At 72.4% G+C, this 26949-nt stretch carries 20 protein-coding genes, 1 tRNA gene and 3 pseudogenes; 8 read left to right on the forward strand and 16 right to left on the reverse strand.

What is annotated here, in order from left to right; all coding sequences use genetic code 11:
- Positions 1 to 492 precede the first annotated feature (492 nt).
- A pseudogene (locus tag OG823_RS26815) lies at positions 493 to 2100 on the forward strand (polymorphic toxin-type HINT domain-containing protein).
- Positions 2101 to 2305: 205 nt separating this feature from the next.
- On the opposite strand, the gene OG823_RS26820 reads toward OG823_RS26815, so the two are convergent.
- From OG823_RS26820 to OG823_RS26830, 3 genes are all read right to left on the reverse strand, one after another.
- Positions 2306 to 2908 carry a phosphoribosylanthranilate isomerase gene (locus tag OG823_RS26820; RefSeq protein WP_371482505.1) on the reverse strand — a complete coding sequence of 201 codons (603 nt, stop codon included), beginning with the start codon at positions 2906 to 2908 and terminating at the stop codon, positions 2306 to 2308.
- Between the two features lie 82 nt (positions 2909 to 2990).
- Entirely contained in the window at positions 2991 to 3659 is a 669-nt protein-coding gene (locus OG823_RS26825) for a GntR family transcriptional regulator (protein WP_371482506.1), read from the reverse strand.
- A gap of 109 nt (positions 3660 to 3768) precedes the next feature.
- A complete protein-coding gene (locus OG823_RS26830) occupies positions 3769 to 4173 on the reverse strand; it encodes a PPOX class F420-dependent oxidoreductase (RefSeq protein WP_371482507.1) in 405 nt (134 codons plus the stop codon).
- Positions 4174 to 4330: 157 nt separating this feature from the next.
- Between OG823_RS26830 and OG823_RS26835 the strand changes: the two genes are divergently transcribed.
- The gene (locus tag OG823_RS26835; RefSeq protein WP_371482508.1) at positions 4331 to 6853 is read left to right on the forward strand and encodes a Tex family protein; all 2523 of its coding nucleotides are present in this window, start codon (positions 4331 to 4333) and stop codon (positions 6851 to 6853) included.
- Between the two features lie 227 nt (positions 6854 to 7080).
- On the opposite strand, the gene OG823_RS26840 is transcribed toward OG823_RS26835, so the two are convergent.
- Positions 7081 to 7557 carry a hypothetical protein gene (locus tag OG823_RS26840; RefSeq protein WP_371482509.1) on the reverse strand — a complete coding sequence of 159 codons (477 nt, stop codon included), beginning with the start codon at positions 7555 to 7557 and terminating at the stop codon, positions 7081 to 7083.
- A 252-nt stretch (positions 7558 to 7809) separates the two neighbouring features.
- On the opposite strand from OG823_RS26840, the gene OG823_RS26845 reads away from it, so the two are divergent.
- Positions 7810 to 8094, forward strand: coding sequence for a hypothetical protein (locus OG823_RS26845; RefSeq protein WP_371482511.1), 285 nt, complete (start codon positions 7810 to 7812; stop codon positions 8092 to 8094).
- A gap of 748 nt (positions 8095 to 8842) precedes the next feature.
- Positions 8843 to 9166: pseudogene (locus OG823_RS26850) on the forward strand (transglycosylase family protein); the annotation flags it as partial.
- Positions 9167 to 9266: 100 nt separating this feature from the next.
- On the opposite strand, the gene OG823_RS26855 reads toward OG823_RS26850, so the two are convergent.
- On the reverse strand, positions 9267 to 9833 hold the full coding sequence (locus OG823_RS26855; protein WP_371482512.1) for an NUDIX hydrolase: 567 nt from the start codon (positions 9831 to 9833) through the stop codon (positions 9267 to 9269).
- 237 nt (positions 9834 to 10070) lie between these two features.
- On the opposite strand from OG823_RS26855, the gene OG823_RS26860 reads away from it, so the two are divergent.
- The gene (locus OG823_RS26860) at positions 10071 to 11084 is read left to right on the forward strand and encodes an NAD-dependent epimerase/dehydratase family protein (protein ID WP_371482513.1); all 1014 of its coding nucleotides are present in this window, start codon (positions 10071 to 10073) and stop codon (positions 11082 to 11084) included.
- A gap of 113 nt (positions 11085 to 11197) precedes the next feature.
- Here the strand turns inward: OG823_RS26860 and OG823_RS26865 are convergent.
- A pseudogene (locus tag OG823_RS26865) lies at positions 11198 to 11755 on the reverse strand (SDR family oxidoreductase); the annotation flags it as partial.
- A gap of 93 nt (positions 11756 to 11848) precedes the next feature.
- Positions 11849 to 11920 (reverse strand) — tRNA-Ala (locus tag OG823_RS26870).
- 244 nt (positions 11921 to 12164) lie between these two features.
- Between OG823_RS26870 and OG823_RS26875 the strand changes: the two genes are divergently transcribed.
- A complete protein-coding gene (locus OG823_RS26875; protein ID WP_371484668.1) occupies positions 12165 to 12815 on the forward strand; it encodes a LysE family translocator in 651 nt (216 codons plus the stop codon).
- Between the two features lie 561 nt (positions 12816 to 13376).
- Here OG823_RS26875 and OG823_RS26880 read toward each other — a convergent pair.
- The 5 genes from OG823_RS26880 to OG823_RS26900 all read right to left on the reverse strand — a co-directional run bounded on the left by OG823_RS26880 (position 13377) and on the right by OG823_RS26900 (position 18314).
- On the reverse strand, positions 13377 to 14879 hold the full coding sequence (locus OG823_RS26880) for a carbohydrate binding domain-containing protein (RefSeq protein ID WP_371482515.1): 1503 nt from the start codon (positions 14877 to 14879) through the stop codon (positions 13377 to 13379).
- 280 nt (positions 14880 to 15159) lie between these two features.
- Positions 15160 to 15510: a DoxX family protein gene (locus OG823_RS26885; RefSeq protein ID WP_371482517.1), complete on the reverse strand. Its 351-nt coding sequence runs from the start codon at positions 15508 to 15510 to the stop codon at positions 15160 to 15162.
- 29 nt (positions 15511 to 15539) lie between these two features.
- A complete protein-coding gene (locus tag OG823_RS26890) occupies positions 15540 to 16205 on the reverse strand; it encodes an NAD(P)-dependent oxidoreductase (protein ID WP_371482519.1) in 666 nt (221 codons plus the stop codon).
- A gap of 168 nt (positions 16206 to 16373) precedes the next feature.
- Positions 16374 to 17234, reverse strand: a complete 861-nt coding sequence (locus OG823_RS26895; protein WP_371482521.1) for an NAD(P)H-binding protein — start codon at positions 17232 to 17234, stop codon at positions 16374 to 16376.
- 87 nt (positions 17235 to 17321) lie between these two features.
- Positions 17322 to 18314, reverse strand: a complete 993-nt coding sequence (locus OG823_RS26900; protein WP_371482522.1) for a sigma factor-like helix-turn-helix DNA-binding protein — start codon at positions 18312 to 18314, stop codon at positions 17322 to 17324.
- Positions 18315 to 18847: 533 nt separating this feature from the next.
- Here OG823_RS26900 and OG823_RS26905 point away from each other — a divergent pair.
- Both OG823_RS26905 and OG823_RS26910 read left to right on the forward strand, forming a co-directional pair.
- Positions 18848 to 21181 (forward strand): glycosyl hydrolase family 18 protein, encoded by a 2334-nt coding sequence (locus OG823_RS26905; RefSeq protein ID WP_371482524.1) that lies wholly within the window; start codon positions 18848 to 18850, stop codon positions 21179 to 21181.
- A 264-nt stretch (positions 21182 to 21445) separates the two neighbouring features.
- Entirely contained in the window at positions 21446 to 22402 is a 957-nt protein-coding gene (locus OG823_RS26910; RefSeq protein ID WP_371482525.1) for an aldo/keto reductase, read from the forward strand.
- 61 nt (positions 22403 to 22463) lie between these two features.
- Here the strand turns inward: OG823_RS26910 and OG823_RS26915 are convergent, their stop codons facing one another.
- The 4 genes from OG823_RS26915 to OG823_RS26930 all read right to left on the reverse strand — a co-directional run bounded on the left by OG823_RS26915 (position 22464) and on the right by OG823_RS26930 (position 26889).
- The gene (locus OG823_RS26915) at positions 22464 to 23057 is read right to left on the reverse strand and encodes a GNAT family N-acetyltransferase (RefSeq protein ID WP_371482526.1); all 594 of its coding nucleotides are present in this window, start codon (positions 23055 to 23057) and stop codon (positions 22464 to 22466) included.
- A gap of 71 nt (positions 23058 to 23128) precedes the next feature.
- Positions 23129 to 23803, reverse strand: a complete 675-nt coding sequence (locus OG823_RS26920) for a nitroreductase family protein (RefSeq protein ID WP_371482528.1) — start codon at positions 23801 to 23803, stop codon at positions 23129 to 23131.
- A gap of 78 nt (positions 23804 to 23881) precedes the next feature.
- Positions 23882 to 25519, reverse strand: a complete 1638-nt coding sequence (locus tag OG823_RS26925; protein WP_371482530.1) for an ABC-F family ATP-binding cassette domain-containing protein — start codon at positions 25517 to 25519, stop codon at positions 23882 to 23884.
- 134 nt (positions 25520 to 25653) lie between these two features.
- A complete protein-coding gene (locus OG823_RS26930) occupies positions 25654 to 26889 on the reverse strand; it encodes a serine protease (protein WP_371482532.1) in 1236 nt (411 codons plus the stop codon).
- Between the last annotated feature and the right edge of the window lie 60 nt (positions 26890 to 26949).

A 26949-nucleotide genomic window follows, 5' to 3' on the forward strand; every position in this document is an offset into this window, starting at 1 on the left:
CCGGAGCGCCTACCGACACCTTCACCTACGAGACCGCAGGCAACACCGTCCGTCGCGTCACGGCCGAGGGAGACCAGACCCTCGTCTGGGACTCCGAAGGCCACCTCGCCAAGTCCACCATCGCAGGCAAGGACACCACCTTCCTGTACGACGCCGACGGAAACCGGCTCCTGCGCCGCGACCCCGACGCGACCACCCTCTACCTCCCCGGCCAGGAGCTGAAACTCACCAAGGCCACCACCCAGGTCACCGGCACCCGCTACATCACGGCCGGCACCAGCACCATCGTCAAGGGCTCCGACGGCAGCCTGAACTACCTCCTGCCGGACCGCCAGAACACCGGCCAGGTCACCGTCAACGCCACCACCATGGCGTACACCCGCACCACCACCACCCCGTTCGGCGGCCCGCGCGGCACCCAGCCCACCACCCGCCCCACCGACAAGGGCTTCGTCGGCGGAACCACCGACACCTCGAACGGGCCTCACCCACCTGGGCGCTCGGGAGTACGACACCGCCAACGGGCGCTTCGTCTCGGTCGACCCGGTTCTGGACCTGACCAATCCGCAGCAGATCAATGGGTACGCCTACGGCAACAACGATCCCATAAACCTCAGCGACCCTTCCGGGCTCTGGAGCTGCGGCTGGTGCAAAAAGGCGGCAAAGTCGACGGGGAAATTCCTGGCCGGAGCCGTAGACAACGCAGTTGGTTATGTGGGATCGATTAGCCCCTATGTCGGTTTCCGGAACTCAATTTCCGGTGCCAGCAACAGAATGGGTATACCTGGGCCTACGACCGTTGCGCCTGCAACGCACCCGGCAGCCGATCTATTCGGAATATCGCATGATGACCCGTCCTATGTGGCGGGGGAGGTTACGGAAGCCGTCGTCGAGGTAGCGATCGACGGCGTAGAGATCGCCAGGGGAGCTGTCAGGGGCGCACGATTCATCAAGGCGGCAAAAGACGCCGGAGATCTGAAGGCTCTGTTCGGTAAGCTCCTGCCGAAGAAGGCGGCGGAGCCAACGGGAAACTTCTGCAGCTTCTCTGCATCCACCCTCGTCCTGATGAGCGACAGCTGTACAAAGCCAATCGCTGATATTCGATCCGGTGATGAGGTCAAGTCCGCCGACCCCGAAGTCTCTGGAGGCACTGCTGAGGGGAATCGGACTGTCATTGCTACCTGGGTGCGCACCGACGCTGATCTAGTCACTCTCACGGTTCGCTCGGGTAGCGGTAACGAGTTCACCATAAACACTACTGCGGAACAACCGTTCTGGGATGCAACGGAGAGTTCCTAGATCCCTGCGAAGGGGCTCAAGGAGGGGCATGTCCTAGAGTCGGCCGTAAAGGGCCGTGTCACCGTGGTGAAGGCACGGGCGGTCGCGGGGCCGGCGGTCATGTATAACCTGACCGTCGCTGGCTTTCACGCGTACTATGTGATGGCAGGCACCGCGCCGATCTTGGTGCACAATACTTGTGGACCGACTACTGAATTCCATACGGTGCAGGGGCCGGAAGATGCTTCCCGGCTGACGTCAGGAGGGGATCCGTTCCCCACGGAGCCATATCGTGCGCATTTCGGTCCTGACGTTTACTCGTCATGGATTGGACTACACAACCCGGCCGACAGCACGCGGAACGGAAAACTACTTCTCCTCCGATATCTTTCACCTACTGAACTTTGGCGAGTCGGGATGACCAGCACATATGTCTATCGATTGATCAAGTCCTCGTGGGGGATCCGCATTGCGATCACGGCGCGCGTTGAACAGCGTGCTTCTGTGGAGGGGGTGCGGATATCCCGCGAGGATCAGCTCTGGTTGGAGTTTCCCAGCGGCTCAATGCTTACGGATCCCGAGAAGGACGAAGTTGCCAAGGGATTGCGGTATGTCTCTCGTGAGATCACGGCGAAGATCGGCTCTCACGCCGTGGTGCTGGTAATTGAGTCGATCTCATATGTTGAGTCAGATTTCCAACTGGAAGGGCTTTCTGTCGCCATGCTCCGATGGGCGGAAGTTGAGTTTGGATTGCAAGCCCATGAAGTGGTGGAGACATTTAGCCGAGAGTCTAATCGCTATATAATTGAAGGGCCCAGATAGCCAAGATTGGCCCCACCGGGGTGCTTTTCCGGTGGGGCCGCTGTGGCGTCTGAGCTGAGAGGCTCTGAGGGCAGTAGTTGACGGCAACGTCAGCGGACGGGCGCTGCCCAAAGCGGCGGGTTCCAGTCAGCGGAGGGCGTCCGGTCATCGACGTCCCATGGACCACGCCGTGTCGTGAGCGCTGGACGCGATGCGCTGAGGCCGCCTACCCGGCCGCCTTGGCCCGGCGGAGGAACTCCTCGATCAGGTCGGGGCTCTTCACGCCGCGCCTGATCTCCACGCCGCTGGAGACGTCCACGCCCCAGGGGCGGGCCAGGGTGACGGCCTCGGCGACGTTCGCGGGGGTCAGGCCGCCGGCCAGCAGCCAGCGGCCGGCCGGCGGGGTGGTGCCCAGCTCGGACCAGTCCCAGCTCTCGCCGGAGCCCGGTACGGGGGAGTCGAGCAGCAGCAGGTCCTCGCCGAAGTCGCCGGCGGCGGCTCCGGCGGCGGAAGCGGCGGAGGTGGCGCGGACCAGCGTCAGCCCGAGGTCGCGCAGTTCGGCGAAGGCGTCGGCAGGGTGATCGCCGTGGAGCTGCACCGCGCCGACGCCCGCCGCGCGGACGGCGCGCCGTACCTCGTCGGCCGGCTCGTCGCGGAAGACCGCCACCGTGAGCACCTTCGCGGGCACCGCCTCGACCAGCTCGCGCACCAGTGCCGGGTTCACCCGGCGCGGGCTCTCGGTCAGCACGAAGCCCACCGCGTCCGCGCCGCCCCGTACCGCGGCCTCGATGTCCCGGATGGTGCTCAGACCACAGATCTTGACGAACACGCCTGCCGTCCCTCCTCCGCTGTGCCGGTGTGCGGGGCCAGCCTGCCACGACCGGCCTTCCGGCCGCACGGCACGGCCGCTGTCAGTGGGCGGCGGCCGTCGCGTACGGGTGGGGGTGCCCGAGGTGGTGGGCCATGAACTCCTCGGCGGCGGCGGCGTCGCCACCGAGCATCAGGTCGAGCAACTGGAGGTGCTCCTCGGCGGAGGCCATCAGCTCGCCGGCCCGGTCGAGCCGGGTGAGGTCGTGCAGCCGGGCGCGGCCGTGCAGTTCGCCGACGGTCTCCACCAGCCGGGTGTTGCCGGCCAGCGCGAGCAGCGCCAGGTGGAAGCGGCGGTCGCTCTCCAGACAGGCGACCAGGTCGCGCGTCCGCGCGGCGTCCACGACGGCGCGGGCCAGCGGCCGGAGCTGCTTGAGCTCCGCGGTGGTGGCCGTGCGGGTGATCCGGCCGACGGTGGGCACCTCGATCAGGGCGCGGATCTCGGTGTAGTCCCCGAGGTCGCGCTCGGTGAGCTCGGTGACCCGGAAGCCCTTGTTGCGGACGGCCTCGACCAGGCCCTCCCGGGCCAGGTCGAGCATGGCCTCGCGGACGGGGGTGGCGGAGACGCCGAAGTCGGCGGCCAGCACGGGGGCCGAGTACACCGTGCCGGGCCGCAGTTCACCGGAGATCAGCGCGACGCGAAGGGCGTTGGCGACCTGGTCGCGCAGCAGCTCCTGGGCGGAGACCGGAGCGCGGTTCAACGGGTCGGCCATCGTCTTCCCTCCGGTGGACTGGGCGGCCATCGTACAAGCTCACCCGGTGGCCGGCCCGGCACCGGCGAGCGGCGGCCCCGGCGGCCCCGCGCCCCAGCAGGGGCCCGCGTCAGTCCGCGAGCGTGATCCTGATCCCGACCGTGCCCGTGTCCCCCCGGCGCAGTTTGCTGCCCAGCAGCGTCACCATGCCGAGCAGGCCGTACTTGCGGCGCAGCAGCGTCCGGTAGGCGGCCGTCCGCTCGGCACCGAGGATCTCGGCGGTCGCCGGGACGGACTCCCCGGTGGGGTTGCCGCGCACGTCGCATGGGCCGACCAGGACGTCGGCGCGGTTGCGGATGCGCTTGACCTTCCAGGAGTCGGTCACCGTCCAGACGCCCAGCGCGTCGCCGTCGCGCACCACCCAGACGGGGGTGGGGACGGGCGTGCCGTCCTTCTTGTACGTGGTGACCAGCAGGTAGCTCCCGGCGGAGAGTCGGACGATACGTTCGAGCTGCTCGCGCGGCATGTCGTTCATGGCGTGAAGTGTACGGCCGCGAGCCGGGCCCGGACCGGGCCACGAGGTCGGCCGCCGGAGGATCGGATGTCGCGGGCGTCCACCGCGCCGTGGGCTGCCAGAATGCAGGACGTACGGGGAAAGCAACGCGGCAACACTGGAGAAGGTGACCGGCTTCGTGAGCACGGCAGTCGAACAGGCGGCCCAGCGGGCAGTAGAGCGCAAGATCGCCGAGGAGCTCGGCGTCCGCGAGGGGCAGGTGAAGGCGGCGGTCGACCTGCTCGACGCCGGCTCGACCGTGCCCTTCATCGCGCGGTACCGCAAGGAGGCGACCGGCGAGCTCGACGACGCCCAACTGCGCGCGCTGGAGGAGCGGCTGCGCTACCTGCGCGAGCTGGAGGAGCGCCGGAGCGCGATCCTGGAGTCGGTCGAGGCGCAGGGCAAGCTGGACGACACCCTGCGCGCGCAGATCCTCGCCGCGGACTCCAAGGCCCGGCTGGAGGACATCTACCTCCCGTTCAAGCCCAAGCGCCGGACCAAGGCGCAGATCGCCCGCGAGGCCGGTCTGGAGCCGCTCGCCGACGCGCTGCTGGCCGATCCGGGGCTCGACCCGGCGGCCACCGCGGCCGGTTACGTCAACGAGTCGGTCGCGGACGGTGCGGCCGCCCTCGACGGCGCCCGCTCGATCCTGGTCGAGCGCTTCGCCGAGGACGCCGACCTGATCGGCACCCTGCGCGACCGGATGTGGACGCGCGGCCGGCTGGTCGCCACCGTCCGCGCCGGCAAGGAGCAGGAAGGCGCCAAGTTCGCCGACTACTTCGACTTCGCCGAGCCGTTCACCAAACTCCCCTCGCACCGCATCCTGGCGATGCTGCGCGGCGAGAAGGAGGAGGTCCTCGACCTCGAACTCTCCCCCGAGGACGGCCAGGAGGCCGCCGACCTGCCCGGCCAGAGCGACTACGAGCAGCGGATCGCCGCCCGGTTCGGGGTCGCCGACCACGGCCGCCCCGGCGACAAGTGGCTCGGGGACACCGTCCGCTGGGCCTGGCGCACCCGCATCCTGGTCCGGCTCGGCATCGACCAGCGCACCCGGCTGCGCCAGGAGGCCGAGGACGAGGCCGTCCGGGTCTTCGCCGCCAACCTGCGCGACCTGCTGCTCGCCGCCCCGGCCGGGACCCGCGCCACCATGGGCCTGGACCCGGGCTTCCGCACCGGCGTGAAGGTCGCCGTCGTGGACGCCACCGGCAAGGTCGTCGCGTACGACACCATCTACCCGCACCAGCCCGCCAACAAGTGGGACGCCTCGATCGCCACCCTCGCCGCGCTGGCGAAGAAGCACGACGTCGACCTCATCGCGATCGGCAACGGTACCGCCTCCCGCGAGACCGACAAGCTGGCCGAGGACCTGATCAAGCGCCACCCGGAGCTGACGCTCACCAAGGCGATGGTCTCCGAGGCCGGTGCCTCGGTGTACTCCGCCTCCGCGTACGCCTCGCAGGAGCTGCCGGAGCTGAACGTCTCGATCCGGGGCGCCGTCTCGATCGCGCGCCGCCTTCAGGACCCGCTCGCCGAACTCGTCAAGATCGACCCCAAGTCGATCGGCGTCGGCCAGTACCAGCACGACCTCAGCGAGGTGAAGCTCTCGCGCTCGCTCGACGCCGTGGTCGAGGACTGCGTCAACGCGGTCGGTGTGGACGTCAACACCGCCTCGTCCCCGCTGCTCACCCGGGTCTCCGGGATCACGGGGACGCTCGCCGACAACATCGTCGCGCACCGCGACGCCAACGGGCCCTTCCGCACGCGCAAGGCGCTCAAGGACGTCGCCCGGCTCGGCCCCAAGGCCTTCGAGCAGTGCGCGGGCTTCCTGCGCGTCCCCGGCGGCGACGACCCGCTGGACGCCTCCGGCGTCCACCCCGAGGCGTACCCCGTGGTGCGCCGGATCCTCGCCGCCACCGGCGGCGACCTGCCCGCGCTGATCGGCAACGGCCCCGCGCTGCGGGCGCTGCGCCCCGGTGACTTCGCCGACGACACCTTCGGTGTCCCGACCGTCACCGACATCCTCGGCGAGCTCGACAAGCCCGGTCGTGACCCCCGCCCCGCGTTCAGGACGGCGACCTTCAAGGAGGGCGTCGACAAGATCGGCGACCTGGAGGTCGGCATGGTGCTGGAGGGCGTCGTGACCAATGTCGCCGCCTTCGGCGCCTTCGTCGACGTGGGCGTGCACCAGGACGGTCTGGTGCACGTCTCCGCCCTGTCGAAGACCTTCGTCAAGGACCCGCGCGAGGTGGTCAAGCCCGGCGACATCGTCCGGGTACGGGTCACCACGGTGGACGTGCCGCGCAAGCGGATCGGGCTCACGCTGCGGCTCGACGACGAGGTGGGCGCGTCCGCCGCCTCGGCCGGTGGCGGCGGCCGCGATCGGGGTGGTGAGCGCGGTGGTGAACGGGGTGGTGAGCGCGGTGGCGACCGTGGGCCGCGACCGCCGCGCCAGGACCGTCGGGGCTCCGGCTCCGGCTCCGGTGCCGGTGCCGGGCGTACGGGTGGCACCGGTGGTGCGGGTGCCCCGGCCCCCGCGGGCAACAGTGCCATGGCGGACGCGCTGCGCCGGGCTGGTCTGACCGGCGGCTCGGGCTCGGGATCCGGCTCCGGCTCGGGATCCGGCTCGGGCTCCGGGCAGGACCGGCGGTCCGGCCGCCGCTGAGCGGAGCGTGGCGGGTGCAGGTCGGCCGGGTGACCGGTGACTGGTAGCCGTGGCCCATGGATCGGTGGCCGGGCGGACGCGTCGGAGTGTCCGCCCGGCCTTTGAGCCGCGGCCCCTGAGTGCCGGCCCCTGAGTGCCGACTGCCCGCGTGCCGGCCCCCGGCCTGCCGTGGCGCGGCCGAGGGGCGTCGGCGGACTCCGGCGGGGGAGCCGGACGGCGGACCGGCGTCAGTAGACGGTGACGTCCCAGTGGCTGCCCTCGTTGCAGTAGAGGTTGCCGGAGGCGGCCTGCCACTGCGGGTATCCGTCGCCGCGGTACCCGATGTAGCTGAAGCTGTTCTGCACGTAGCCGTCGATGCAGGAGTTGCGCGCGATGTCGACCTTGTAGCCGTTGTAGTGGCTGTAGGTGCCCGAGGCGTGGCCGACCTCGGTGCCGCCGGTGATGTTGATGGCGCAGCCGCTGGACTGCTTCAGCGTGATGATCGTGCTGACGGTGCCGGAGTTGATCTGCTCGAACGAGGTACAGGTCGAGTTGGAGCGGGTGGTGCAGTTCCCGCTCGAACTCCAGGTGATGCCGGCGGCGCGGAACTGGCTCGCGGCGGCGGACTGGGAGAGCTTGGTGCCGCTCGCCTCGGCGGCGGGTGCGGCCAGGGGGAGCAGGGCCATCGCCAGGACGACGGTGGCGGCAGCACGGCGGGTGTTCATGCGTTCTCCAGTGTGTCGGCTTCGGTTACAGGGGTGCCCGCCCGGCATGCCGAGTGTGGGCATGCCAATGCTGTCCACCGCGCGGGGGTTTCAGACCTCTGAATTCCCGGCCGACCCGGCGGCGCCCGAACGCGTGGGAGCCGGGGCGGCTGCACCCGGCCGCTGTTGCAGGCGTGCGGGCGCGGGCGGAGATTGGGAACGGGCCGCCGCGACGACGGCGGGGGGTGCCATCGACCGATCAGGAGGGCTCGCATGGCGATCCTCGCGCAGATCACGCTGGACGGCGTCACCAAGCAGCAGTACGACGCCCTGAGCGCCAAGGTGGAGTCGGGCGAGGTGCCCGCCGAGGGGTGTCTCGCCCATGTCGCCGTGGTGACCCCGACGGGTGTGGAGGTGACGGACGTCTGGGAGTCGCAGGCGGCGATGGACACCTTCACCAGTCGGCTGACGCTGGCGGCCCGGGAGGTCGGCTTCCCGCAGGTGGACGCGCGGCCCCGGATCAGCCAGGCGCACACGGTCTGGATCCCGGGCCGGTAGCGGGACCGAGCCGGTTCCGGTCCTGCGGTCGAGGGCCGGGGCCGGCTTCTCGGCTGTCCGGGGCCGGTTCCCCGGCGCCCGTGCGCCATGGGGGCCGCGGGGCCGCGGGGGGCGTGCGGCCGCGTGCGGGGGTGTGTGGAGGTGCGGGGTGTGCCGCCGCGGCGCGCGCGGAGCCCGGATCGCCCGCGCTGCGCGTCCGCTTGCTGACGTTGCGTGGCAAGTGTGGCCGCGGCCACTCGGGCGAGGGGGTCGAGCGGCCGGGGATTGGACGGGGGGTCGGTCGGTGGTGACGGTCCGTGGAGCGTGTGGTCGGGCTCACGGGGGTTTCGGAGTGACCGGGGGCACTCTCGGGGGGTGTTTGATCATGAAAATGCGGTCAAAAGGGCCGATTCACGGCATATTCCTTGATCCATACACCTGGTAACCCTGCATTGACCTGCGACGATCGCCGAATGCTTGAATCAAACCTCGCAGGTCCGTAGCTTCGTTGTTGTCGGTGCAACGAGCACCACCCGGGTTCACCCCCGCAGCGCGGCCCGCCGGTTCAGCCGGATGGAGACGGTACGTCCCTGACGTGCCAGGTCGGCGCTCATCCGAAGAAGGCGAGAAGTCCCGGCCCGTCCAGGGTCTGGTTCCGCATGCCTGCCCGGGGTTTTCCGAGAGGACATACATGACCTTCCGTAACGAGACCGCCGCTGCCACCACCGCCACCACCGCCAAGGCCGCCACCAAGCGCAGCCGGGCCCGGATGGCGCTCATGGGCGCGGCCGTCGTGGCCCTGCCGGTGGCAGGCCTCGTCACGGCCAACTCGGCCTCCGCCGCCTCCTCGTCCACCTGGGACAAGGTCGCGCAGTGCGAGGCGACCGGCAACTGGAGCATCAACTCGGGCAACGGCTTCTACGGCGGCCTGCAGTTCACCTCCAGCACCTGGGCCGCCTTCGGTGGCACCTCGTACGCCCCGCAGGCCCACCAGGCCACCAAGGCGCAGCAGATCGCCATCGGCGAGAAGGTGCTCGCCGCCCAGGGCCCCGGCGCCTGGCCGGTCTGCTCCGTCAAGGCGGGCCTCACCAAGTAACAGCCGGGGTCGCGCGACGACCCCGCGGTGCCCGAACACGACTGTGCCCCACCCCTCCGGCGTTTCCAGGGGTGGGGCACAGTCGTGTTCGGGCACGTCAGCGGCGGGCGTGCGACTCCACCGCGAGCTGGACGAGTTCGCCCCACCACCCTTCGCGCGCGTGCACCAGCAGCCGTCCCGCCTCCTGCGGATCGACCGCGCGGACCTCGACGACCTCCTCGCCGTCCGCCGGGTTGGTCGGCGCGGAGTCGACGTCCACCTCGGCCCAGCCCCAGAGCCACGCCTTCTCGGGGTGCGGCTGCCAGGGACGGTAGGGCACCGGGTCCTCGGTCACACATCTGTGCGCGCCGATCCAGACCGGTGCTCCGGTCAGCCGGGCACCCGCCTCCTCGCGCAACTCCCGTGCCAGGCACGATTCGACGCTCTCACCGGCCTCTCGGGTGCCCCCCGGAAGGAACCAGTGGCCGCGGGCGTCGCGGCAGAGCACCACCCGGTCGTCCGAGAACCCGACCACATGGATGTTGGTGATCAGTTCGTCCGGCGGCAGGGCCGTCGAGAACTGGGCGTCGTAGCCACCCCAGGCCCAGTGCTGCGGGGCATGCAGCAGCGGGAACCGGGAGGCCGGGTCGGTGAGTTCCGTCGCGGTTTCCGTGGTATCCGTCATCGAATGATCGTAGTCCTCAAGGTGCTCCGGAGGTGAGGGTCAGTCAGCTCCGCGCCTCCCGCGCGCGTCGGGCGCCGCCGGTGCTCGCCGCGCTCGGCGTGCTCTCGGGCCGACCGCATCGCCCGCCGCACGGGCTGTGCCCCCGGACCGTCGCGGGTCCGCGCGTCCGCTCTCAGCGATTCCGCCGAGAGCGTGCGGGGGTTCACCGACGGGCCGGCCCGGGGCAGAGTCGGGGGCATGAGACTACTGGTGCTGGGCGGAACGGAGTTCGTGGGCCGGGCGGTCACCGAGGACGCGCTCGCGCGCGGGTGGGACGTCACGGTCTTCCACCGCGGTCGGCACGAGCCGCCCGAGGGCGTGACCGCGTTGCGCGGCGACCGGACGGCCGAGGGCGGGCTGGCCGCGCTCGGCGCGGGTGAGTGGGACGTGGTGGTGGACACCTGGCGGGCCGCGCCCGTGGCCGTCCGGGACGCCGCCCGCCTGCTCGCCGACCGCGCCGGGCACTACGCGTACGTCTCCAGCCGGTCGGTGTACGCCGACCCCGTGCCGGCCGGCGCCGGGGAGGACCACCCGGTGGTCGAGGGCTCACCGGACGACGACGGGCCGGTGGACTACGCGCGTGCCAAGCGCGGCGGGGAGCTCGCCGCGCAGGAGGCGTTCGGGGAGCGTGCGCTGCTGGCCCGGGCCGGGCTGGTGATCGGCCCCGGTGAGAACGTCGGGCGGTTGCCGTGGTGGCTGGACCGGATCGCCCGGGGAGGTCCGGTGCTGGCACCCGGCCCGCGTGAGCTGCCGCTGCAGTACATCGACGCCCGTGACCTCGCGGCCTGGATCCTGGACGCCTCGGCGGGTGGCCTCGGCGGCGCGTACAACGTGGTCGGCCGCCCGGGTCTGACCACCATGGGGGAGCTGCTGGAGATCTGTGCCCGGGTCACCGGTTCGGACGCCGAGCTGCGCTGGCAGGATCCCCGGCGGATCGTCGACGCCGGCATCGAGCCGTGGACCGACCTGCCGCTCTGGCTGCCGCCGGGGGAGCTGCACGACAGCCTGCACCAGGGCGACGTGACCAGGGCGTTCGGCGCGGGTCTGCGGGTCCGCCCCGCCCGGGAGACCGTCGCCGACACCTGGGCCTGGCTCTGCGACCGGCGCGAGCACGGGCATGCCGAGGGCGCGCCGATCCGGGAGGACCTCGACCGGTGCGGGCTTGACCCGGCGACCGAGGCCGCCTTCCTGCGGGGCGTTCCGGCCGGGTGAGCCCCGGCCCGGACGGCGCCCCGCCGCCGCGACGGTGGGCGCCGTCCGGTGGACGCCGCGCACCACTGCGGCGGCGGTCCGGTCCTGACGCGCCCTCGGCTCCGGCCGGACGGTCACCAGGCCGCCTCCCGGTAGTCCTTGAGGAACACACCGGAGACGGGCGAGCCGGCCTCGCCCCGGACGATCGGATCGTAGACACGGGCCGCGCCGTCGACGATGTCCAGCGGGGTGCGGAAGCCCAGGCGCGCCAGCCGGGACTTCTTCGGCGCCGGGTTCTCGTCGGTGATCCAGCCGGTGTCCACCGCGCACATGTGCACGCCCTGGCGGGCCAGTTCTCCGGCGCTGGTCCGGGTGAGCATGTTCAGGGCGGCCTTGGCCATATTGGTGTGGGGGTGCCCGCCCGTCTTGTTGCGGACGGTGAACCTGCCCTCCACCGCCGTCACGTTGACGATGTAGCGGCTGGGGTGCGGGGAGGCGAGCAGCAGCGGAAGCAGCCGGTCGCAGAGCAGTGCCGGGGCGAGCGCGTTCACCAGCTGGGTCTCCAGCAGCTCGCCGGGGTCGAGGGCGCCCAGCCGCGCCGACCAGGAGTTGGTCGGCGAGAGGTCGGGCAGCAGGCCGGCCTCGTCGGCCGGGGGCATGCCGGGTCGCGGCAGCGGCAGGGCGCCTGCCGGGGCGGCGCCTCCGGTACGGCCTCGACCGGATGCGAGCCGGCCCCTCCGGTCGGTCGTTCCGGTGCACCGGCGCCACCCCGCGGGTCCGCACCGCCCGGACGGTCGGATTCGAACCGACGTCTCCACCTTGCGGAGGTGGTGCGCCTGCCTCTGCGCCACGCCCGGACGTGAGGTGGACTGTAGTGGGCCGCCGTCCGCGGCTGACAACCCTTTTCGGGCGGCGCCTGGCACCCCGCCCGGTCCGGGCGCCGCCCGTGGCACCGGCCCGGAGGAGTCACCCGGGCAGCCTGCCCGGCAGCGGTCGCCGGGGGTGTCACCCCGGCGCCGTCCCGGAATGGCGTGCGGCTACCGTGGGGGCGGTGCTCGGGTCCGTCGGGGGCTCGCGCCCACGGGGGAGGCGGAGTTCATGGTGGTGAGTGCGGCGGCGACGGCCGGGATCGCGGCGGTCGCGTTCGGCATGGTGCTGACACCGGGGCCGAACATGATCTACCTGGTGTCCCGGTCGGTGTCCCAGGGCCGCCGGGCCGGGCTCATCTCGCTGGCCGGTGTGGGCGTGGGCTTCCTGACCTACCTGGTCGCGGCCACCGCCGGGATCGCCACGGTGTTCGAGCTCGTCCCCGAGATCTATGTGGCGATCAAGCTGGCCGGCGCCGGCTACCTGCTCTGGCTGGCCTGGAAGGCCGTCCGGCCCGGCGGCGAATCGGCCTTCGCGCCGAGGGAGTTGAAGGCCGATCCACCGGCCAGGCTGTTCGCGATGGGGCTGCTCACCTGCCTGCTGAACCCGAAGATCGCGATCCTGTACGTCTCCCTGCTGCCGCAGTTCGTCGATCCGGCGCGCGGCCACGTCGGCGTGCAGAGCATGCTGCTCGGCCTGACCCAGATCCTGGTCGGGCTGTCCATGAACGCCGTCTTCGTGCTGACGGCCGGTTCGGTGTCGCGGTTCTTCGCCGGCCGTCCGCTCTGGACCAGGATGCACCGCTACCTGATGGGGACGGCTCTGACGGCCTTCGCCGTGCGGATCGCGGCGGACCGTTCGCAGGCGGCGCTCGCGGCTCCCTGAACGGCTCCGGCAGGGCCCGCGCCGCCGGTCCCGCCGGTCCCGCCCCGCCGACCGGCCGTTCGGCCCGCGTCCGGGATCTGCCGTGTCCCGGTGAGCGCGGTGAGCGCGGGGAAGTGCGGCGGCGTCACGGCCCGGCCGCTTCGTCTCGTGGACGGCGGCCGGGCTCGTCGGTGTCCAGCGGGGTGTCGCGGCCGAATCCGGCCGACGGTGGATAGCATTTCCAAGCGAAGGTGATGAACGCCGTCCGGGGAGTCGACCGGAAACACCTGCTGTTCTTCGAGCCTTCCCTGACCGACGACTTCGGTACGCCGGACTGGATGCCGAATCCGACCGGCGATCCGAGCGGGCACGAGCTGTCACGACCACTGCCTCGGCCAGGCCGACACCTGTGTGAGCAACGGAAACAGTGTGTTCCGGGCCGCTCGTGCCGTGGCGGGCAGGATGTGCGCGACCGCCGGGGTGTGGGCCCGGCGGGCCACCGGGCGGATCTCGGGCGCGGTCGCAGCCGACGCGGTCGCACCCGACGTGGTGGAAGCCGACGTGGTGTCAGCCGAGATGGTGTCAGCCGGTGTACTGCGCGACGATCTTCGAGAACTCGTAGGGCTGCTGCGCGATGTTGGTGCACTTGTACAGCGCCCCGGTGCAGGCGTTGGCGTCCCGGGTGGCGTCCCAGAAGGCCAGGACACCGAGGTGGTGCTGCTTCGCGAAGGCGACCAGCTGTCGGGCGTCCGCCTGGTCGTAGATCTGGTGGTCGTCGTTCTCGCCGATCATCGGCGTGACCCCGACGGCAGCCCAGAGCTGGGCGTCGGACTTCGCCGGGTAGAGCGACTTGAGCTGGGTGTAGGTGCTCTGGGCGGCCTGTACCGCCGCGTCGCCGTAGTCGGCTCCGGTGCGGTAGTAGTCCATCGCCATCACGTTGACCAGGTTGACGTCGACGCCGGCGTCCCGGGCCGACCGGACCACGGCGACGCCGTCGGCGGTCAGGCCCTCCGGCAGCACGGGCAGCGTGAAGGAGACCTTCAGCCCCGGGTGCGCCGCCTGGAGCCTGGCGAGTGCGGCGGCGCGGCGGTTGTTGGAGGCGGTGTCGGCGATGGCCGCGCCCTCGATGTCGAAGTCGACGTACCGCAGGTTGTACGCGCGGACGACGGCGTCGTACTCGGTGAACAGCGAGTCCACCGTGGTGCAGGCGGCGGCGAGTTCGGTGCCGCCGGCGCCGCCGAACGACACCTTGACGTCGCCGCCGGCCGCGCGCAGCGCGTCGACCTGGTCCCTGGCCCAACCCGTGCGCGGGTCGTAGGCGTTGAACCAGCTGGCCTTGCAGCCGACGCCGGTCACGAACCCCATGGTGAAGGAGCGGAGATTGCCGGCCGTCGCCATCGCGGGCAGCGAAGGGGTCGGCCACGCGCCCATGTCGACGTACGGAGCGGCCGGCACGGCCACGCTGGGCGGCGGCGCGGTGGGCGTGCCGCTCGGCGCGGGCGTCGAGCCGGAGGGCGAGGGGGAGGGCGAGGTGGGCGGCGGGGTGGTCGGCGTACCGCCGGGCCCCCCGAGCACCACGTCGTCCGCGCCGTACGCGCCCTGCCCGTACCAGCCGTGCAGGTAGACGGTGACGCTGGTGGTGGCCGCGCCGGTGGTGAAACCTGTCGACAGCTGCTGCCAGGCGGCGCCACCGGCCGTCCAGGTCGCCGGGTCGGTCACCCCGCTGCCCGTCACTCCCAGATAGACGTAGGCGCCCTGCACCCAGGCACTGAGCGAGTACGCGGTGTTGGGCTTCACGGCGACGGTCTGGCCGCACTGCGCGGTGTCGTTGTTTCCCGCCGCGCCCCTGAGCGCGTAGGAACCGGCGTGGACCGGGCTGCTGACGACCGATCCGGTGCCGGCCGAGCAGCTCCAGGCGCCGAGTGAGCCGCTCTCGAAGCCCGCGTTGGCGAGCAGGTTGGTGTCGGCGGCGCTCGCGTTCACGGTCAGGGTGGCGAGCGTGCCGACGGTGAGGACGGCGGCGGCGCCGACGGCGAGGAGCCCGGTGGTGCGGGGAGTCGTCCCGCGGTGGTGTGCGCGTGGCATGGGGGAGCCTTCCGGGACGGGGAGGGCGGCGCTGCCGGGCACGGCTGTGGGGGTGGCCCGGCGGGGCCGGCGGGTCCGATCGGGTGCACGGGTACTAGCCAACAAAGTGGACTAGACCAACTGTGCACGTCAAGAACCCCGACCCGCTTTTTCGACGGTTCCGGGCGCGGGGTGGCCGGCTGCGGCCACCCCGCGGTGCCGCCCGCCGGGTCCGCCCCGCAGGGGCGCCCGCTCCAGGCGCCCGCCCGCCGGTGACTCCCGCCCGTGCTCCGGCCCCCGGTCAGTCAGCCAGCCCCAGGGCCAGCACCGCCACCGCCGGGAGGAGGAACCCGAGAGCCAGGCCGTACGCGTCGTCCCCGGCCGGTCGCAGGTGGGTGAGGATCGCGCCGACGAAGAAGAGCACGATGCCGGTGGCGGCGGCCGTGCCGACCACCGGCACGCCGATCAGCCCGGCCAGCAGACCGACCGCGCCGGCGCCCTTGAGGGCGCCGAGCACGGGCAGCCACGTGTGCGGGACACCGGCCCTGGTCATGTTGACCAGGATCGGCTGGTAGCGGGCGAAGTCGAGGACCGCCGAGAAGGCGCAGTAGGCGATGACCGCGATGGCGACGGTCAGATGGGCGATGTGCACAGGAGGCTCCGGTCTTCCCCGTCGGGGGTTCAGTCGGCCATGCCGAGGGTGTGGTGGACGGTCTCGGGCCGCTCCAGCGCGGCGAGCATGCAGTGGGCCACGTCGGCGCGCGAGACGGAGAAGCCGCCCCGCACGTTCTGGTCGAACGCCGTCCGGTAGTCCGCGGTGAGCTCCTTGTCGGTGAGCTTGGGCGGCCGGACGATCGTCCAGTCCAGCCCGCTGGCGTGGAGGGTGTCCTCCATCCGGGCGAGGTCGGCGTAGTGCGGGCGCAGGAAGACCCGGGTGAGCGGGGCGCCCAGGTGCCGCATGAAGAAGCCGTCACCCGGATCGTGCCGGGGCGGCGTGGGGCGGGCCGGTGAGGGGACGGTGCCGATCGGGGCGGCGCTCACCACGACGATCCGCCGCACGCCGGCCGCCGCCATCGCACCGGTGACCGCGAGCGTGCCCCGCCAGGCCACCCCCGCCTCGGCGTTGGAGCGCGCGCCCAGGCCGGACAGGACGGCGTCGGCACCCTCGACGGCGGCGCCGAGGACGGCGGGGTCGGGATTCGCGAGGTCGGCCGTGACGCTGCGCACCGGCCGGGTCAGCCGGGCCGGGTTGCGGACGACGGCGGTCACGTCGTGGCCGGCGGCGACGGCCTGTTCGAGGATCTGCTGTCCGATGCCGCCGGTGGCCGCGAGGACGGTGATCTTCATGGTCTGCTCCCTTGATCTGCGGGGTCTGCGGGGTCTGCGGGTCTGCGGGTTTGCGGGTTTGCGGGGTTTGCGGGGGGTGCCGGGCCGTGGGTCGTGGGCCGAGACCCGTGAGCCGGGGCCCGGGCCCCGGCTCACGGGGTGTGCCGGGGTGGCGCGGCGTTTCGCGGGTCAGCCGCCGAAGGCGTCGGCGTGGTCGGCGGCCCAGGCGTCGTAGCCGCGCGCCGGGCGGCCGAGGATCTCCTGCACGACGCCGGTGGCGGGGTGCTGCGGGCGGTCGAGATGGCGGGCGTACCTGGCCATCAGGGCCTGGACGAACGGTGCGGGCATGCCCGCACGGATCATGGCGTCGGCGGCGGCCCCGGCCGGGATCTCCTCGAACCGCAGCTCCCGGCCGAGCACGCCACCGAGCACGGCGACCGTCTCCCGGTGGGAGAGCGACCGCGGGCCGGTCAGCTCCAGGCGGCGGCCGGAGGGCAGCTTTCCGAGCAGCGCGTGGGCGGCCACCTCGGCGATGTCGCGCTCGTCGACCAGCGACTCCTGGAACGCCCCGAACGGGTAGCGGACGACGTCCCCGGCGCGGAGCTGTCCGCCCCAGGCACGGGCGGTGTTGCCGGCGAAGGAGCTGGGCCGCAGGCTGGTCCACTCCAGGCCGCTCGCCACCGCCACCTCCTCGCACTCCCTGTTCCGGTCGCCGGCCGCGCGGGAGGGCTGCTCGTCGAGCGGGTCGTCGATGTTCATCGCGGCGAGCGCCACCACGCGGCGCACGCCCCGTTCCCGGGCCAGGGCCAGCAGTTCGGCGGCCCGGTCGCCGGCCACACGCGGGTGCAGGAAGATCGCGTCGACGCCGGCCAGGGCGTCGCCGAGCAGGTCGGGCCGCAGGGCGGCGTCGCCCTCGACCACCCGCACTCCGGCGGGCAGGGCGGCGGTCGCGGGCGCGCGGGTGACGGCGCGCACGGCGGCGCCCCGGCCGAGGAGGGAGTCGGCGAGCAGGCGGCCGACGGCGCCGGTGGCTCCGGTGAGGAGTATCACGGGATGTCCCTTCGATTCGTGGTGCTGGCGGTTCGGTGGTGCTGCGGGGTCGGTGGTGCTGACGGCCGTGGCGGTCGGCGGAGGGGATCAGTCGAGGTGGGAGAGCTTGTCGGGGTTGGTCACGAAGTAGATGTCGCGGACCAGTGAGGTGTCCGGCTCCAGGTCGACGACCAGGACGGCGAACGGCGAGCCCTGGTGGAACAGCACCGCGGACGGGCCGCCGTTGACCTGCCGGTAGCGGATGTCCAGGTGGCCGGAGATCCGGCTGCCCCGGACGGCCAGCAGCCGGCCGATCCGCTCCCGCCCGTGTACCGGTCCGAGACCGGCGGCCGGGGCCTTGCCGCCGCCGTCGGCCCAGAGCGTCACGTCCGGCGCGAGCAGCCGCAGCAGCGCCTCCAGGTCGCCGCCGTGGACGGCGGCGGCGAACCGCTCGGTGACCTGCTGCTGCACCCGGGGATCGGCCCGGTAGCGCGGGCGGCGGGCCTGGACGTGCTCGCGTGCGCGGTGGGCCAGCTGCCGTACGGCGGCGGGGCTGCGGCCCAGGATCCCGGCGGTCTCGGTGTGGGCGTAGCCGAACACCTCGTGCAGCACGAACACCGCGCGCTCCAGCGAGGTGAGCGACTCCAGGACGACCATCAGTGCCATCGACACCGACTCGGCGCGCTCGACCACCTCCGCGCCGTCCCCGCCCGGCCCTTCCCCGCCCGGTCCGGCGCCCCCCGGCCCGGCGACCAGGCCGGTGGCGAGCGGCTCGGGCAGCCAGGGGCCGACGTACGTCTCGCGCAGCCGGCTGACGGCGGCCTGCCGGGCCAGGGCCTTGTTGACGGCGATCCGGACCAGGTAGGCGCGCGGGATTTCGACGGGTTCCGCGTGCGGGGAGCCGGTGCGGGCGGCCCAGGCGAGCCAGGTCTCCTGGAGGACGTCCTCGGTGTCGGCCACGGTGCCGAGCATGTTGTAGACCATGGAGAACAGCAGCTCGCGGTGGTCGACGAAGACCTGGGTCGCGATCTCCGCGGGGTCGTCCGCGCCGGCGGCGCCGGCGGCCTCCCGTGCGCGGCCGGGTGGTGAGGTGTCGGACATGGTGGGTGCCTCCTGTCGGTGTCGCATCCTGAGAGCGGAGCGGGCGCCGTGGTGTGACATCCGGGCCGGGGAACGTGACCCGGCTCTCATCGGCGGGGACGGCGCCGCAATCGACGGTACGAGGGCCGGGCCCGGTGGCCGTGGCGGCGCCCGGCCGGAGGGGCCGATCGGAATCTTTGTTTCCTGACGCACGGTCACCGTGATCGGTCGAGGGGCCGACGGCCGAATCAGTCGCAACCGGGTCATCGGGGGCCCTGCGCTGACCGAGTGTCACGGTTCGGCCGCCCGAGCGGGGAGGCGGGAGAGGGGGTGACCCTTGACGGCGATTATTGGTCCAGTCCAATCTTTGGTGCGGCGCCGCGCCCGCCGTCCTCGGCCTCACGCGGCACCGGTTCCACCGCATCCGTTCCACCCCCGCACGTCCCCGTTTGCAGATCCCACCCCCACAGGGCTCCCACCCGCCCGGGCTCCCCGCCGATCCATCCCGGGTCGCTTGCACCGCCGGAAAACCCCACGTCTCCGGAGGACCTTCCATGCTCGAACGAGCCACACCCGAGCGCGCGTCCGCGCACCGGGTCACCCCCAGCCGCCGGGCCGGCGCGCTGGCCGTCGCCGCCGTGCTCGCCACCACGGGCGCGGCGCTCGCCACCACGTACGGCGCCGCCTCGGCCGCCACCGTGAACCTGCTGGCCAACCCCGGCCTGGAGACCGGCACGCTCAGCGGCTGGACCTGCTCCAACGGCTCCGTCGTGACCACCCCCGTGCACAGCGGCTCGTACGCGCTGAACGGCGGCGCCTCGGCGTCCGACACCGGCCAGTGCCAGCAGACCGTGACCGTCCTGCCGAACACGGCGTACACCCTGTCGGCCTGGGTCCAGGGCAGCTACGTCTACCTCGGCGCGACCGGGACGGGCGTGAACTCCAGCGTCTGGGCGCCCTCGGCCGCCGCCTGGAGCCAGCTGTCCACCTCCTTCACCACCGGTGCGGCCACCACCTCGGTGACCGTCTTCACCCACGGGTGGTACGGCCAGGGGGCGTTCAAGGCGGACGACCTGAGCCTGACCGGCCCGGCCGGCACCACCGCGAGCCCGAGTGCCTCCGCCTCCGCGTCGGCCAGTGCCTCCGCCTCGGCCTCCGCCAGTGCGTCGGCCAGCGCCTCGCCCAGCAGCAGCCCCTCGGGCAGCGCGAGCCCCACGAGCAGCGGCAGCCCGAGTGCCACCGCCACGGCCACCGGCACCAGCGGCCCGACCGGCGACGGCAAGGTGACCACGCCCACCGGTGTGACCGTGGGCAAGGTGACCCACAACGCGATCGTGCTGAGCTGGAAGCCGTCCACCGACAACTCGCAGAACGGCGACACGGCCGCGTACAAGGTGTGGGCCAACGGCCAGGTCGTGGCGACCTCGATGGGGACCCAGGTGGCCGTCAGCTCGCTGCTCCCGAACACCTCGTACACGTACACCGTGCAGGGCTACGACGCGAGCGGCCACGCCTCCGGCCAGTCCGCCCCGGTGAGCACCACCACGGCGGCAGCGCCGGCCGCGACGCCGTTCAAGTCGGCGTACTTCGACCAGTGGGGCATCTACGAGAACGCCTACTACCCGAAGAACGTCGGCACCAGCGGCGCGGCCGGCAAGCTCGACGTGATCACCTACGCGTTCGGCAACATCGACCCCACGTCGCACACCTGCTTCGAGGCGGTCAAGGCCTCCGACGCGGCGCACGAGGAGAACCCCAACGCCGGCGACGGCGCGGGCGACGCGTACGCCGACTACCAGGACACCTACGCGGCCGCCGACAGCGTGGACGGCACGGCCGACAGCTGGGAGCAGCCCATCAAGGGCAACTTCAACCAGCTGCGCCAGCTCAAGGCCAAGTACCCCAACCTGCGGTTCACGATGTCGCTGGGCGGCTGGACCTACTCGAAGTACTTCTCCGACGCGGCCGCCACGGACGCCTCGCGGAAGGCCTTCGTCTCCTCCTGCATCGACATGTTCATGAAGGGCAACCTGCCCAAGAACATCGCGGGTGACGCCTCCGGCGGCGTCGCCTCGGCCGCCGGTCTCTTCGACGGCATCGACATCGACTGGGAGTACCCCGGCTCGGCGGGCGGCCACACCGGCAACCACTACACGGCCGCCGACAAGGCCAACTTCACCCTCCTGCTGAAGGAGTTCCGCACCCAGCTGGACTCCTACGGCTCGACCGTGGGCAAGAGGTTCCTGCTGACCGCGGCCCTGCCGAGCGGCCAGGACAAGATCAACTACATCGAGACCGACAAGATCGGCGCGTACCTCGACCACGCCGACATCATGAGCTACGACATGCACGGCTCCTGGGACGCCACCGGCCCGACCAACCACCAGGACCCGCTGCACGACAGTGCCGCCGACCCGACCACGCCGATCGCCCCGGGCACCCGCAAGTACAACGTGGACACCACGCTCGCCGCGTACACCACCGGCCTGCCCGAGTACGGCATCCCCGGCGGCTTCCCGGCCTCCAAGATCGTGCTCGGCATCCCGTTCTACTGGCGCGGCTGGACCGGGGTGCCCGCCGGCTCCGACTACGGCCTGTACCAGAGCGCGACCGGCCCGACCGCGGCCAAGGCGCTGAGCCAGGAGGCCGGTCTGGCCGCCTGGAAGGAGCTCAGCCCGACCGCCGCCACCACCCACTGGGACGCCACCACCGAGAGCTCCTGGATCTACGACGGCACCAACTTCTGGACGGGTGACACCCCGCAGGCCATCCAGGCCCGTGGCGCGTACGCCAAGTCCAAGGGCCTGGGCGGCATGTTCGCCTTCTCGCTGGAGAACGACGACACCTCCGGCACCCTGCTGAACGCGGTGGCGAGCAGCCTGGGCTGATCCGGCCCGACTGCCCCGTCCCACCCGGATCCCGGACCCGGCCCCGTCGCGAGAGCGGCGGGGCCGGGTCCGGGTGCGTCGAGGGGGCCGGGAGGGGTCCGCCGGGGCTGCTTGGGCCCGCCGAGCCGCCCGCCCCGGGTGACGGCGAGCGACCCGCCACCCGGCCGGCCCAAGTCCCGGCGCGGCGGCGGTGCTTGCCCTGGAGTGCACTCGAAGGGGCATGCTGGTGCCCGTACGCGACCGACAACTGAGGGAGTATCAGTCATGCGCACCAGCACACTCGGCGAGGGCGGCCCCGAGGTCGGCGTGGTCGGCCTCGGCTGCATGGGGATGACCTTCGCCTACGACCCCACCGGCCGGGACGACGCCACCTCCACCACGGTGATCCGGACCGCGCTCGACCTCGGTGTCACGCTGCTCGACACGGCCGACATCTACGGCCCGTACAGCAACGAGGAGCTGGTCGGCGCCGCGCTGGCCGGCCCGTACCGCGAGCGGACGGTGCTCGCCACCAAGGTGGGCCTGGTCCCCGGCGAGGGGGACGAACTGGTCCGGCGCAACGGCCGGCCCGAGCACATCCGCCGCTCGATCGACGACAGTCTGCGCCGGCTCGGCACCGACCACGTCGACCTCTACCAGTTGCACCGGGTCGACCCCGAGGTGCCGATCGAGGAGAGCTGGGGCGCGCTCGCCGAGGCGGTGACGGCCGGCAAGGCCCGGCGGATCGGCCTCTCGGAGGTCACCGTCGAGGAGATCAAGCGGGCCCAGAGCGTCCACCCGGTGGCCTCGGTGCAGTCCGAACTCTCCCTGTGGACCCGTGACCCGCTGACCGAGGTGCTGCCGTACACGGAGGAGCAGGGCATCGCCTTCCTGCCCTTCTCGCCGCTCGGCCGGGGCTTTCTGACCGGCCGCTTCGGCTCCCCCGACGACCTGCCCGCCGACGACTGGCGGCGTACGCTGCCGCGTTTCCAGCAGGACGCGCTGAAGGCCAACCTGGCCCTGGTGGACGCGGTCGCGGCGATCGCCGCCCGGTACGGCGCCACGCCCGCGCAGGTGGCGCTCGCCTGGGTGCTGGCGCAGGGCCGCTACGTCCTGCCGATCCCGGGCACCAAGACGCCCAGGTACCTGGCGGACAACGCGGCCTCGGCCGATCTGGTGCTCACCGCCGAGGACCGCGCCGAGCTGGACGCACTGCCGGCGCCCACCGGCGGCCGGTACTGACGACCGCTGCCGGCGCCGACCGGCGGACGGTACCGACGACCACCCTGGCGTCCGCCGCCGGTCAGGCCGCCGCGCCCCGCTCCATGAGCCAGATCAGCTTGCGGCCGGTCTCGGCCGGGGCGGTCACCGGGGCGTCGACCACCCGGTCGAGCCGGTAGCCGAGCTTGCGCGGCACGGCGGCGCTGGGGCCGTTCGCCTCGTCGCAGTGGATCTCCACCCGCTCGATCCCGGGCAGCGCGAGGGCGGCCGCGGTCAGCGCCCGGGCGGCGGCGGTGGCGATGCCCCGGCCGACGTGGTCGCTGCCGACCCAGTAGCCGAGTTCGAGCGCGCCGGGGCCGATCCGGCCGTGCAGGCCGAACGCGCCGACGACCCTGCCCGGTTCGGCGTCCGCGACGGCCAGGTACATGAAGTCGGTGCCGGCGTCCCAGGCGGCGATGCCGGCCCGGGTCATCTCCACGGTGCGCTCGGGGAGCGGGGCCCGGTCCGCCCACTCCATCCAGGGCCGCAGGTGGTCGAGGTCGGCGACCACCGCCGCGTTCAGGGCCGGTGCGTGTGCCACGGTCCGGCGCTGCAGGGACACCCCGGCGGTGGTGGGCAGCAGCTCGGGCGGGCGGCCCGTGGTGATCTCGGCGGGCACGGCGGGTGAGTGGCTCATGACACGATTATGTCCGCCTGCTCAAGCTGCTGACCAGCAGGTTTCGCTTCAGGTGGAGCCCGCCGGGGCGCTCAGAGGCGCACCAGCACCTCGTCGAGCGCCTTACGGCGCAGATCCGGTACCCGTGCGCCCTCCGCCGGGTAGCCGACCGGGATCACGTAGGCGGCGCGCTCCTCGGCCGGGCGCTCGCAGACCTCGTTGAGGAACCGCATCGGGCTGGGCGTGTGGGTGAGGGTGGCCAGTCCGGCCTGGTGCAGGGTCGCGAGCAGCAGGCCGACGGCGATGCCGACCGACTCCTTGGTGTAGTAGGGGCGGGGTGAGTCCGGCCCCTTGTGCACCTCGAAGACCACGATCACCGCCGGGGCCTCCTCCAGGAAGGGTTTGCGCCAGTCGGTGCCGATCGGCGCGAGGGCGGCGAGCCACTCGGCCGAGGCGCGGTGAGTGTAGAAGGCGCGCTCCTCGTCCTCGGCCGCCGCCCGCAGGAGCCGCTTGCGCTCCGGATCGGTGATCACCACGAATCGCCACGGCTGGACGTGCGCCCCGCTGGGTGCGGTGGACGCCGTCCGGACCGCCCACTCGATGACGCCGTCCGGGACGGGCCGGGCCGAGTAGTCGCGGACGGTCCGGCGCCGGGCCATCACGTCGTGGAAGGACCTGCTGCGTGCCTCGGCCTCGTGGGCGGGCACCGTCATCGGGCGGTGCGGGACGCTCGGGTACGAGCTCCCGGCCGCTGTGCTGTCAACCATGTCCGCCAGCACAGCACATGACGGAGCGTCGGCGAAAGGGTGCGGCCGGCCCGACCGCCCCGCCGGCCGGCGCCGCCGTCAGCTCTCGTGGACCAGGCCGCCGCGGACCTCGATCCGGCGGTTGACGGTGACCGCCTCCAGCATCCGCCGGTCGTGCGTGACCAGCAGCAGCGTCCCGGTGTAGGACGAGAGGGCGGACTCCAACTGCTCGATCGCCGGCAGGTCCAGGTGGTTGGTGGGCTCGTCCAGTACCAGCAGGTTCACCCCGCGCGCCTGGAGCAGCGCCAGCGCCGCCCGGGTGCGCTCGCCGGGGGAGAGGGTCGCGGCGGGGCGTACCACGTGGAACGCCTTGAGCCCGAACTTGGCCAGCAGGGTGCGGACCTCCTCGGGGGACAGCTCCGGCACCGCCGCCTCGAAGGCGGCCGACAGCGGCTCCCCGCCCAGGAAGAGGCCGCGGGCCTGGTCGACCTCGCCGACCACGACGCCGGAGCCGAGCACGCTGCTGCCGCCGTCCAGTTCGAGGCGGCCGAGCAGGGCGGCCAGCAGGGTGGACTTGCCGGCCCCGTTGGCGCCGGTGATGGCGATCCGGTCCGCCCAGTCGATCTGCAGGTCCACCGGCCCGAAGCCGAAGTCCCCGCGCTTCACGCTCGCCCCGCGCAGGGTGGCCACCACCGAGCCGGAGCGCGGCGCGGCGGCGATCTCCATCCGCAGCTCCCACTCCTTGCGGGGCTCCTCCACCGTGTCCAGCCGCTCGATCATCCGCTGGGTCTGGCGGGCCTTGGCGGCCTGCTTCTCGGTGGACTCCGAGCGCATGTTGCGGCCGAGTTTGTCGTTGTCGCCGGACTTGCGGCGGGCGTTGCGCACGCCGTTCTCCATCCAGCCGCGCTGCATCCGGGCGCGGGCCTCCAGGCCCGCCTTGGTGTCGGCGTACTCCTCGTAGTCCTCGCGGGCGTGCCGGCGGGCCACCGCGCGCTCGTCCAGGTACGCGTCGTAGCCGCCGCCGTACAGGTTGACCTGCTGCTGGGCGAGGTCCAGCTCCAGCACCTTGGTCGCGGTGCGGGCCAGGAACTCGCGGTCGTGGCTGATCAGGACGGTGCCCGCGCGCAGGCCCTTGACGAAGGCCTCCAGCCGCTCCAGGCCGTCCAGGTCGAGGTCGTTGGTGGGCTCGTCCAGCAGGAAGAGGTCGTAGCGGGAGAGCAGCAGCGAGGCCAGGCCGGCCCGGGCGGCCTGGCCGCCGGAGAGCGCGGTCATCGGCAGGTCGAGGCCGATCTTCAGCCCGAGCGAGTCGGCGACCTCCTCGGCGCGCTCCTCCAGATCGGCGCCGCCCAGGTCCAGCCAGCGGTCCAGGCTCACCGCGTAGGCGTCGTCCGCTCCGGGGCGGCCCTCGACCAGGCCCTCGGTGGCCTCGTCCAGCGCGGCCTGCGCGGCGGCGACGCCGGTGCGCCGGGCCAGGAAGTCCCGGACGGACTCGCCCGCCCGGCGCTCCGGCTCCTGCGGGAGGTGGCCGATGTTGGCGCTCGGCGGGCTGAGCCTGAGCGAGCCGCCCTCCGGGGTGTCCAGGCCGGCCATCAGCCGCAGCAGGGTCGACTTGCCCGCGCCGTTGGCCCCGACCAGGCCGATGACGTCGCCGGGGGCGACGACCAGGTCGAGCCCGGAGAAGAGGGTGCGGTCGCCGTGGCCGGCGCTCAGGTCTTTGACTACGAGAGTGGCGCTCATGATGCCCCGATCATAGGAGGCCGGGGCATGATCGCGTGATCCCGTCCGAAAGGGCCCCGGGGGCCGCGGCGGTCACCGCGGCCCCCGGGGCCCTTCGCGCGCACCGAGGTGTGCGCCACGTCACCGCCTCGCGGTCACTTCTTCTTGGTGAAGTAGTCGAAGGCGTGCGCCGCCACGTCGTCCAGGTACGGGCCGGCCTCCCAGGTGTTGTCCTCGCCACCGATCGAGGTGTCGCTGACCAGGTAGTTCCTGCCGTCCTTGGCGGCGTACCAGGCGCCGCCGCTGTCGCCGGCGGTCATCCGGCAGCCGATGGTGAGCATCGACGGGCGGGTCGCGTCGGAGGACGTCCGGACGGGCCTGCCGCCGTCGCAGTGGTTGAGCTCGGCGCCGTCGAAGGGCGGGGCCGCCGGATAGCCGTAGTTGCTGACGGCGCTCAGCTGGTCACGCGGCGCGTTGAACCACACCGGCACCGAGCCGCCGACGGTCTCCTCCAGCGACTTGCCCCCGGCGGACGGGTTGGCCACCCGCATGATGCCGAAGTCGTACTGGCTCCAGGCCCCGCCCCTCTCGGCGTCGGCCTCGCCCGGCCACTGCGGGGAGGTGACCGCGTCGACCACGCCCCACTCGCCGAACGGCTCGGCCAGCGTCTGGGTGGTGCTCTTGCCGTTGCTGGCCGCGCCCGAGCTGTTGAACGCCGGGGCGAAGGTGATGTTGGTGTGGAACTTGCCGCCCTTGCCGCTGTGCAGGCAGTGGCTCGCGGTCCACACCAGATTGCTCTTGCCCGGGTGCGCGGGGTCGGAGACCACGGTGCCGGAGCAGACGTACGACTTGTCGCCGTCCTCGAAGAAGATCTTCCCGTTGACCTGGTACTTGCTGTACGGGTGCGGGACGGCCTTGGGCGTGATCGGCGACGGCCGCGGGTCCTCGCCGCCGTCGTCCGACACCGGCTGCGGTGCGGCCGACGGCGCGGCCGTGGACGGCCGACCGGCCTTCGACGCAGTGGCGGACGGCTGTGCGGTCCTCGACGGCTGAACGCTCGGCGCGGCCGGCGCCAGCGGCTTGGCCGGCTGCGCCTGCATGATCTTCTGGAGGTCCCAGAAGCCCTGGACGGCCGGGGTGATGACGTTCTGCTGGGCCCACTTGTCCCAGTCGTCGAACTTCCAGTTCTTCAGCTCGTCCGCACTCGGCAGCTTGATCGGCGCGGCGGTCGCGTTCGGGCCGGCGGCGTTGCCGGGGCCGTCCGCCTGGTCGTTGTCCGGGCCGCAGCCGGACACGGCCAGCAGGGTCAGCGCGGCGACCGACGCGGCCAGCGCGGTGCGGGTCGTGCGGGCGGTACGGGCGATGCGGGCAGTACGAACATTGGATGACACGAAATCATTTCCCCCTAGAACTCCCCCGAACGGCCCAGGGCCGCCGGTCCGGCAGCAGGG

The sequence above is a fragment of the Kitasatospora sp. NBC_00315 genome, assembly GCF_041435095.1.
Classification (GTDB): domain Bacteria; phylum Actinomycetota; class Actinomycetes; order Streptomycetales; family Streptomycetaceae; genus Kitasatospora.

Coding starts and splice junctions, on each gene's coding strand:
- OG823_RS26860 (WP_371482513.1), top strand. CDS start 10,071: ATGAGACTACTGGTGCTGGGCGGAACGGAGTTCGTGGGCCGGGCGGTC.
- OG823_RS26855 (WP_371482512.1), bottom strand. CDS start 9,833: ATGACGGATACCACGGAAACCGCGACGGAACTCACCGACCCGGCCTCC.
- OG823_RS26880 (WP_371482515.1), bottom strand. CDS start 14,879: ATGCCACGCGCACACCACCGCGGGACGACTCCCCGCACCACCGGGCTC.
- OG823_RS26905 (WP_371482524.1), top strand. CDS start 18,848: ATGCTCGAACGAGCCACACCCGAGCGCGCGTCCGCGCACCGGGTCACC.
- OG823_RS26915 (WP_371482526.1), bottom strand. CDS start 23,057: ATGAGCCACTCACCCGCCGTGCCCGCCGAGATCACCACGGGCCGCCCG.
- OG823_RS26840 (WP_371482509.1), bottom strand. CDS start 7,557: ATGAACACCCGCCGTGCTGCCGCCACCGTCGTCCTGGCGATGGCCCTG.
- OG823_RS26900 (WP_371482522.1), bottom strand. CDS start 18,314: ATGTCCGACACCTCACCACCCGGCCGCGCACGGGAGGCCGCCGGCGCC.
- OG823_RS26845 (WP_371482511.1), top strand. CDS start 7,810: ATGGCGATCCTCGCGCAGATCACGCTGGACGGCGTCACCAAGCAGCAG.
- OG823_RS26830 (WP_371482507.1), bottom strand. CDS start 4,173: ATGAACGACATGCCGCGCGAGCAGCTCGAACGTATCGTCCGACTCTCC.
- OG823_RS26910 (WP_371482525.1), top strand. CDS start 21,446: ATGCGCACCAGCACACTCGGCGAGGGCGGCCCCGAGGTCGGCGTGGTC.
- OG823_RS26825 (WP_371482506.1), bottom strand. CDS start 3,659: ATGGCCGACCCGTTGAACCGCGCTCCGGTCTCCGCCCAGGAGCTGCTG.
- OG823_RS26925 (WP_371482530.1), bottom strand. CDS start 25,519: ATGAGCGCCACTCTCGTAGTCAAAGACCTGAGCGCCGGCCACGGCGAC.
- OG823_RS26920 (WP_371482528.1), bottom strand. CDS start 23,803: ATGGTTGACAGCACAGCGGCCGGGAGCTCGTACCCGAGCGTCCCGCAC.
- OG823_RS26890 (WP_371482519.1), bottom strand. CDS start 16,205: ATGAAGATCACCGTCCTCGCGGCCACCGGCGGCATCGGACAGCAGATC.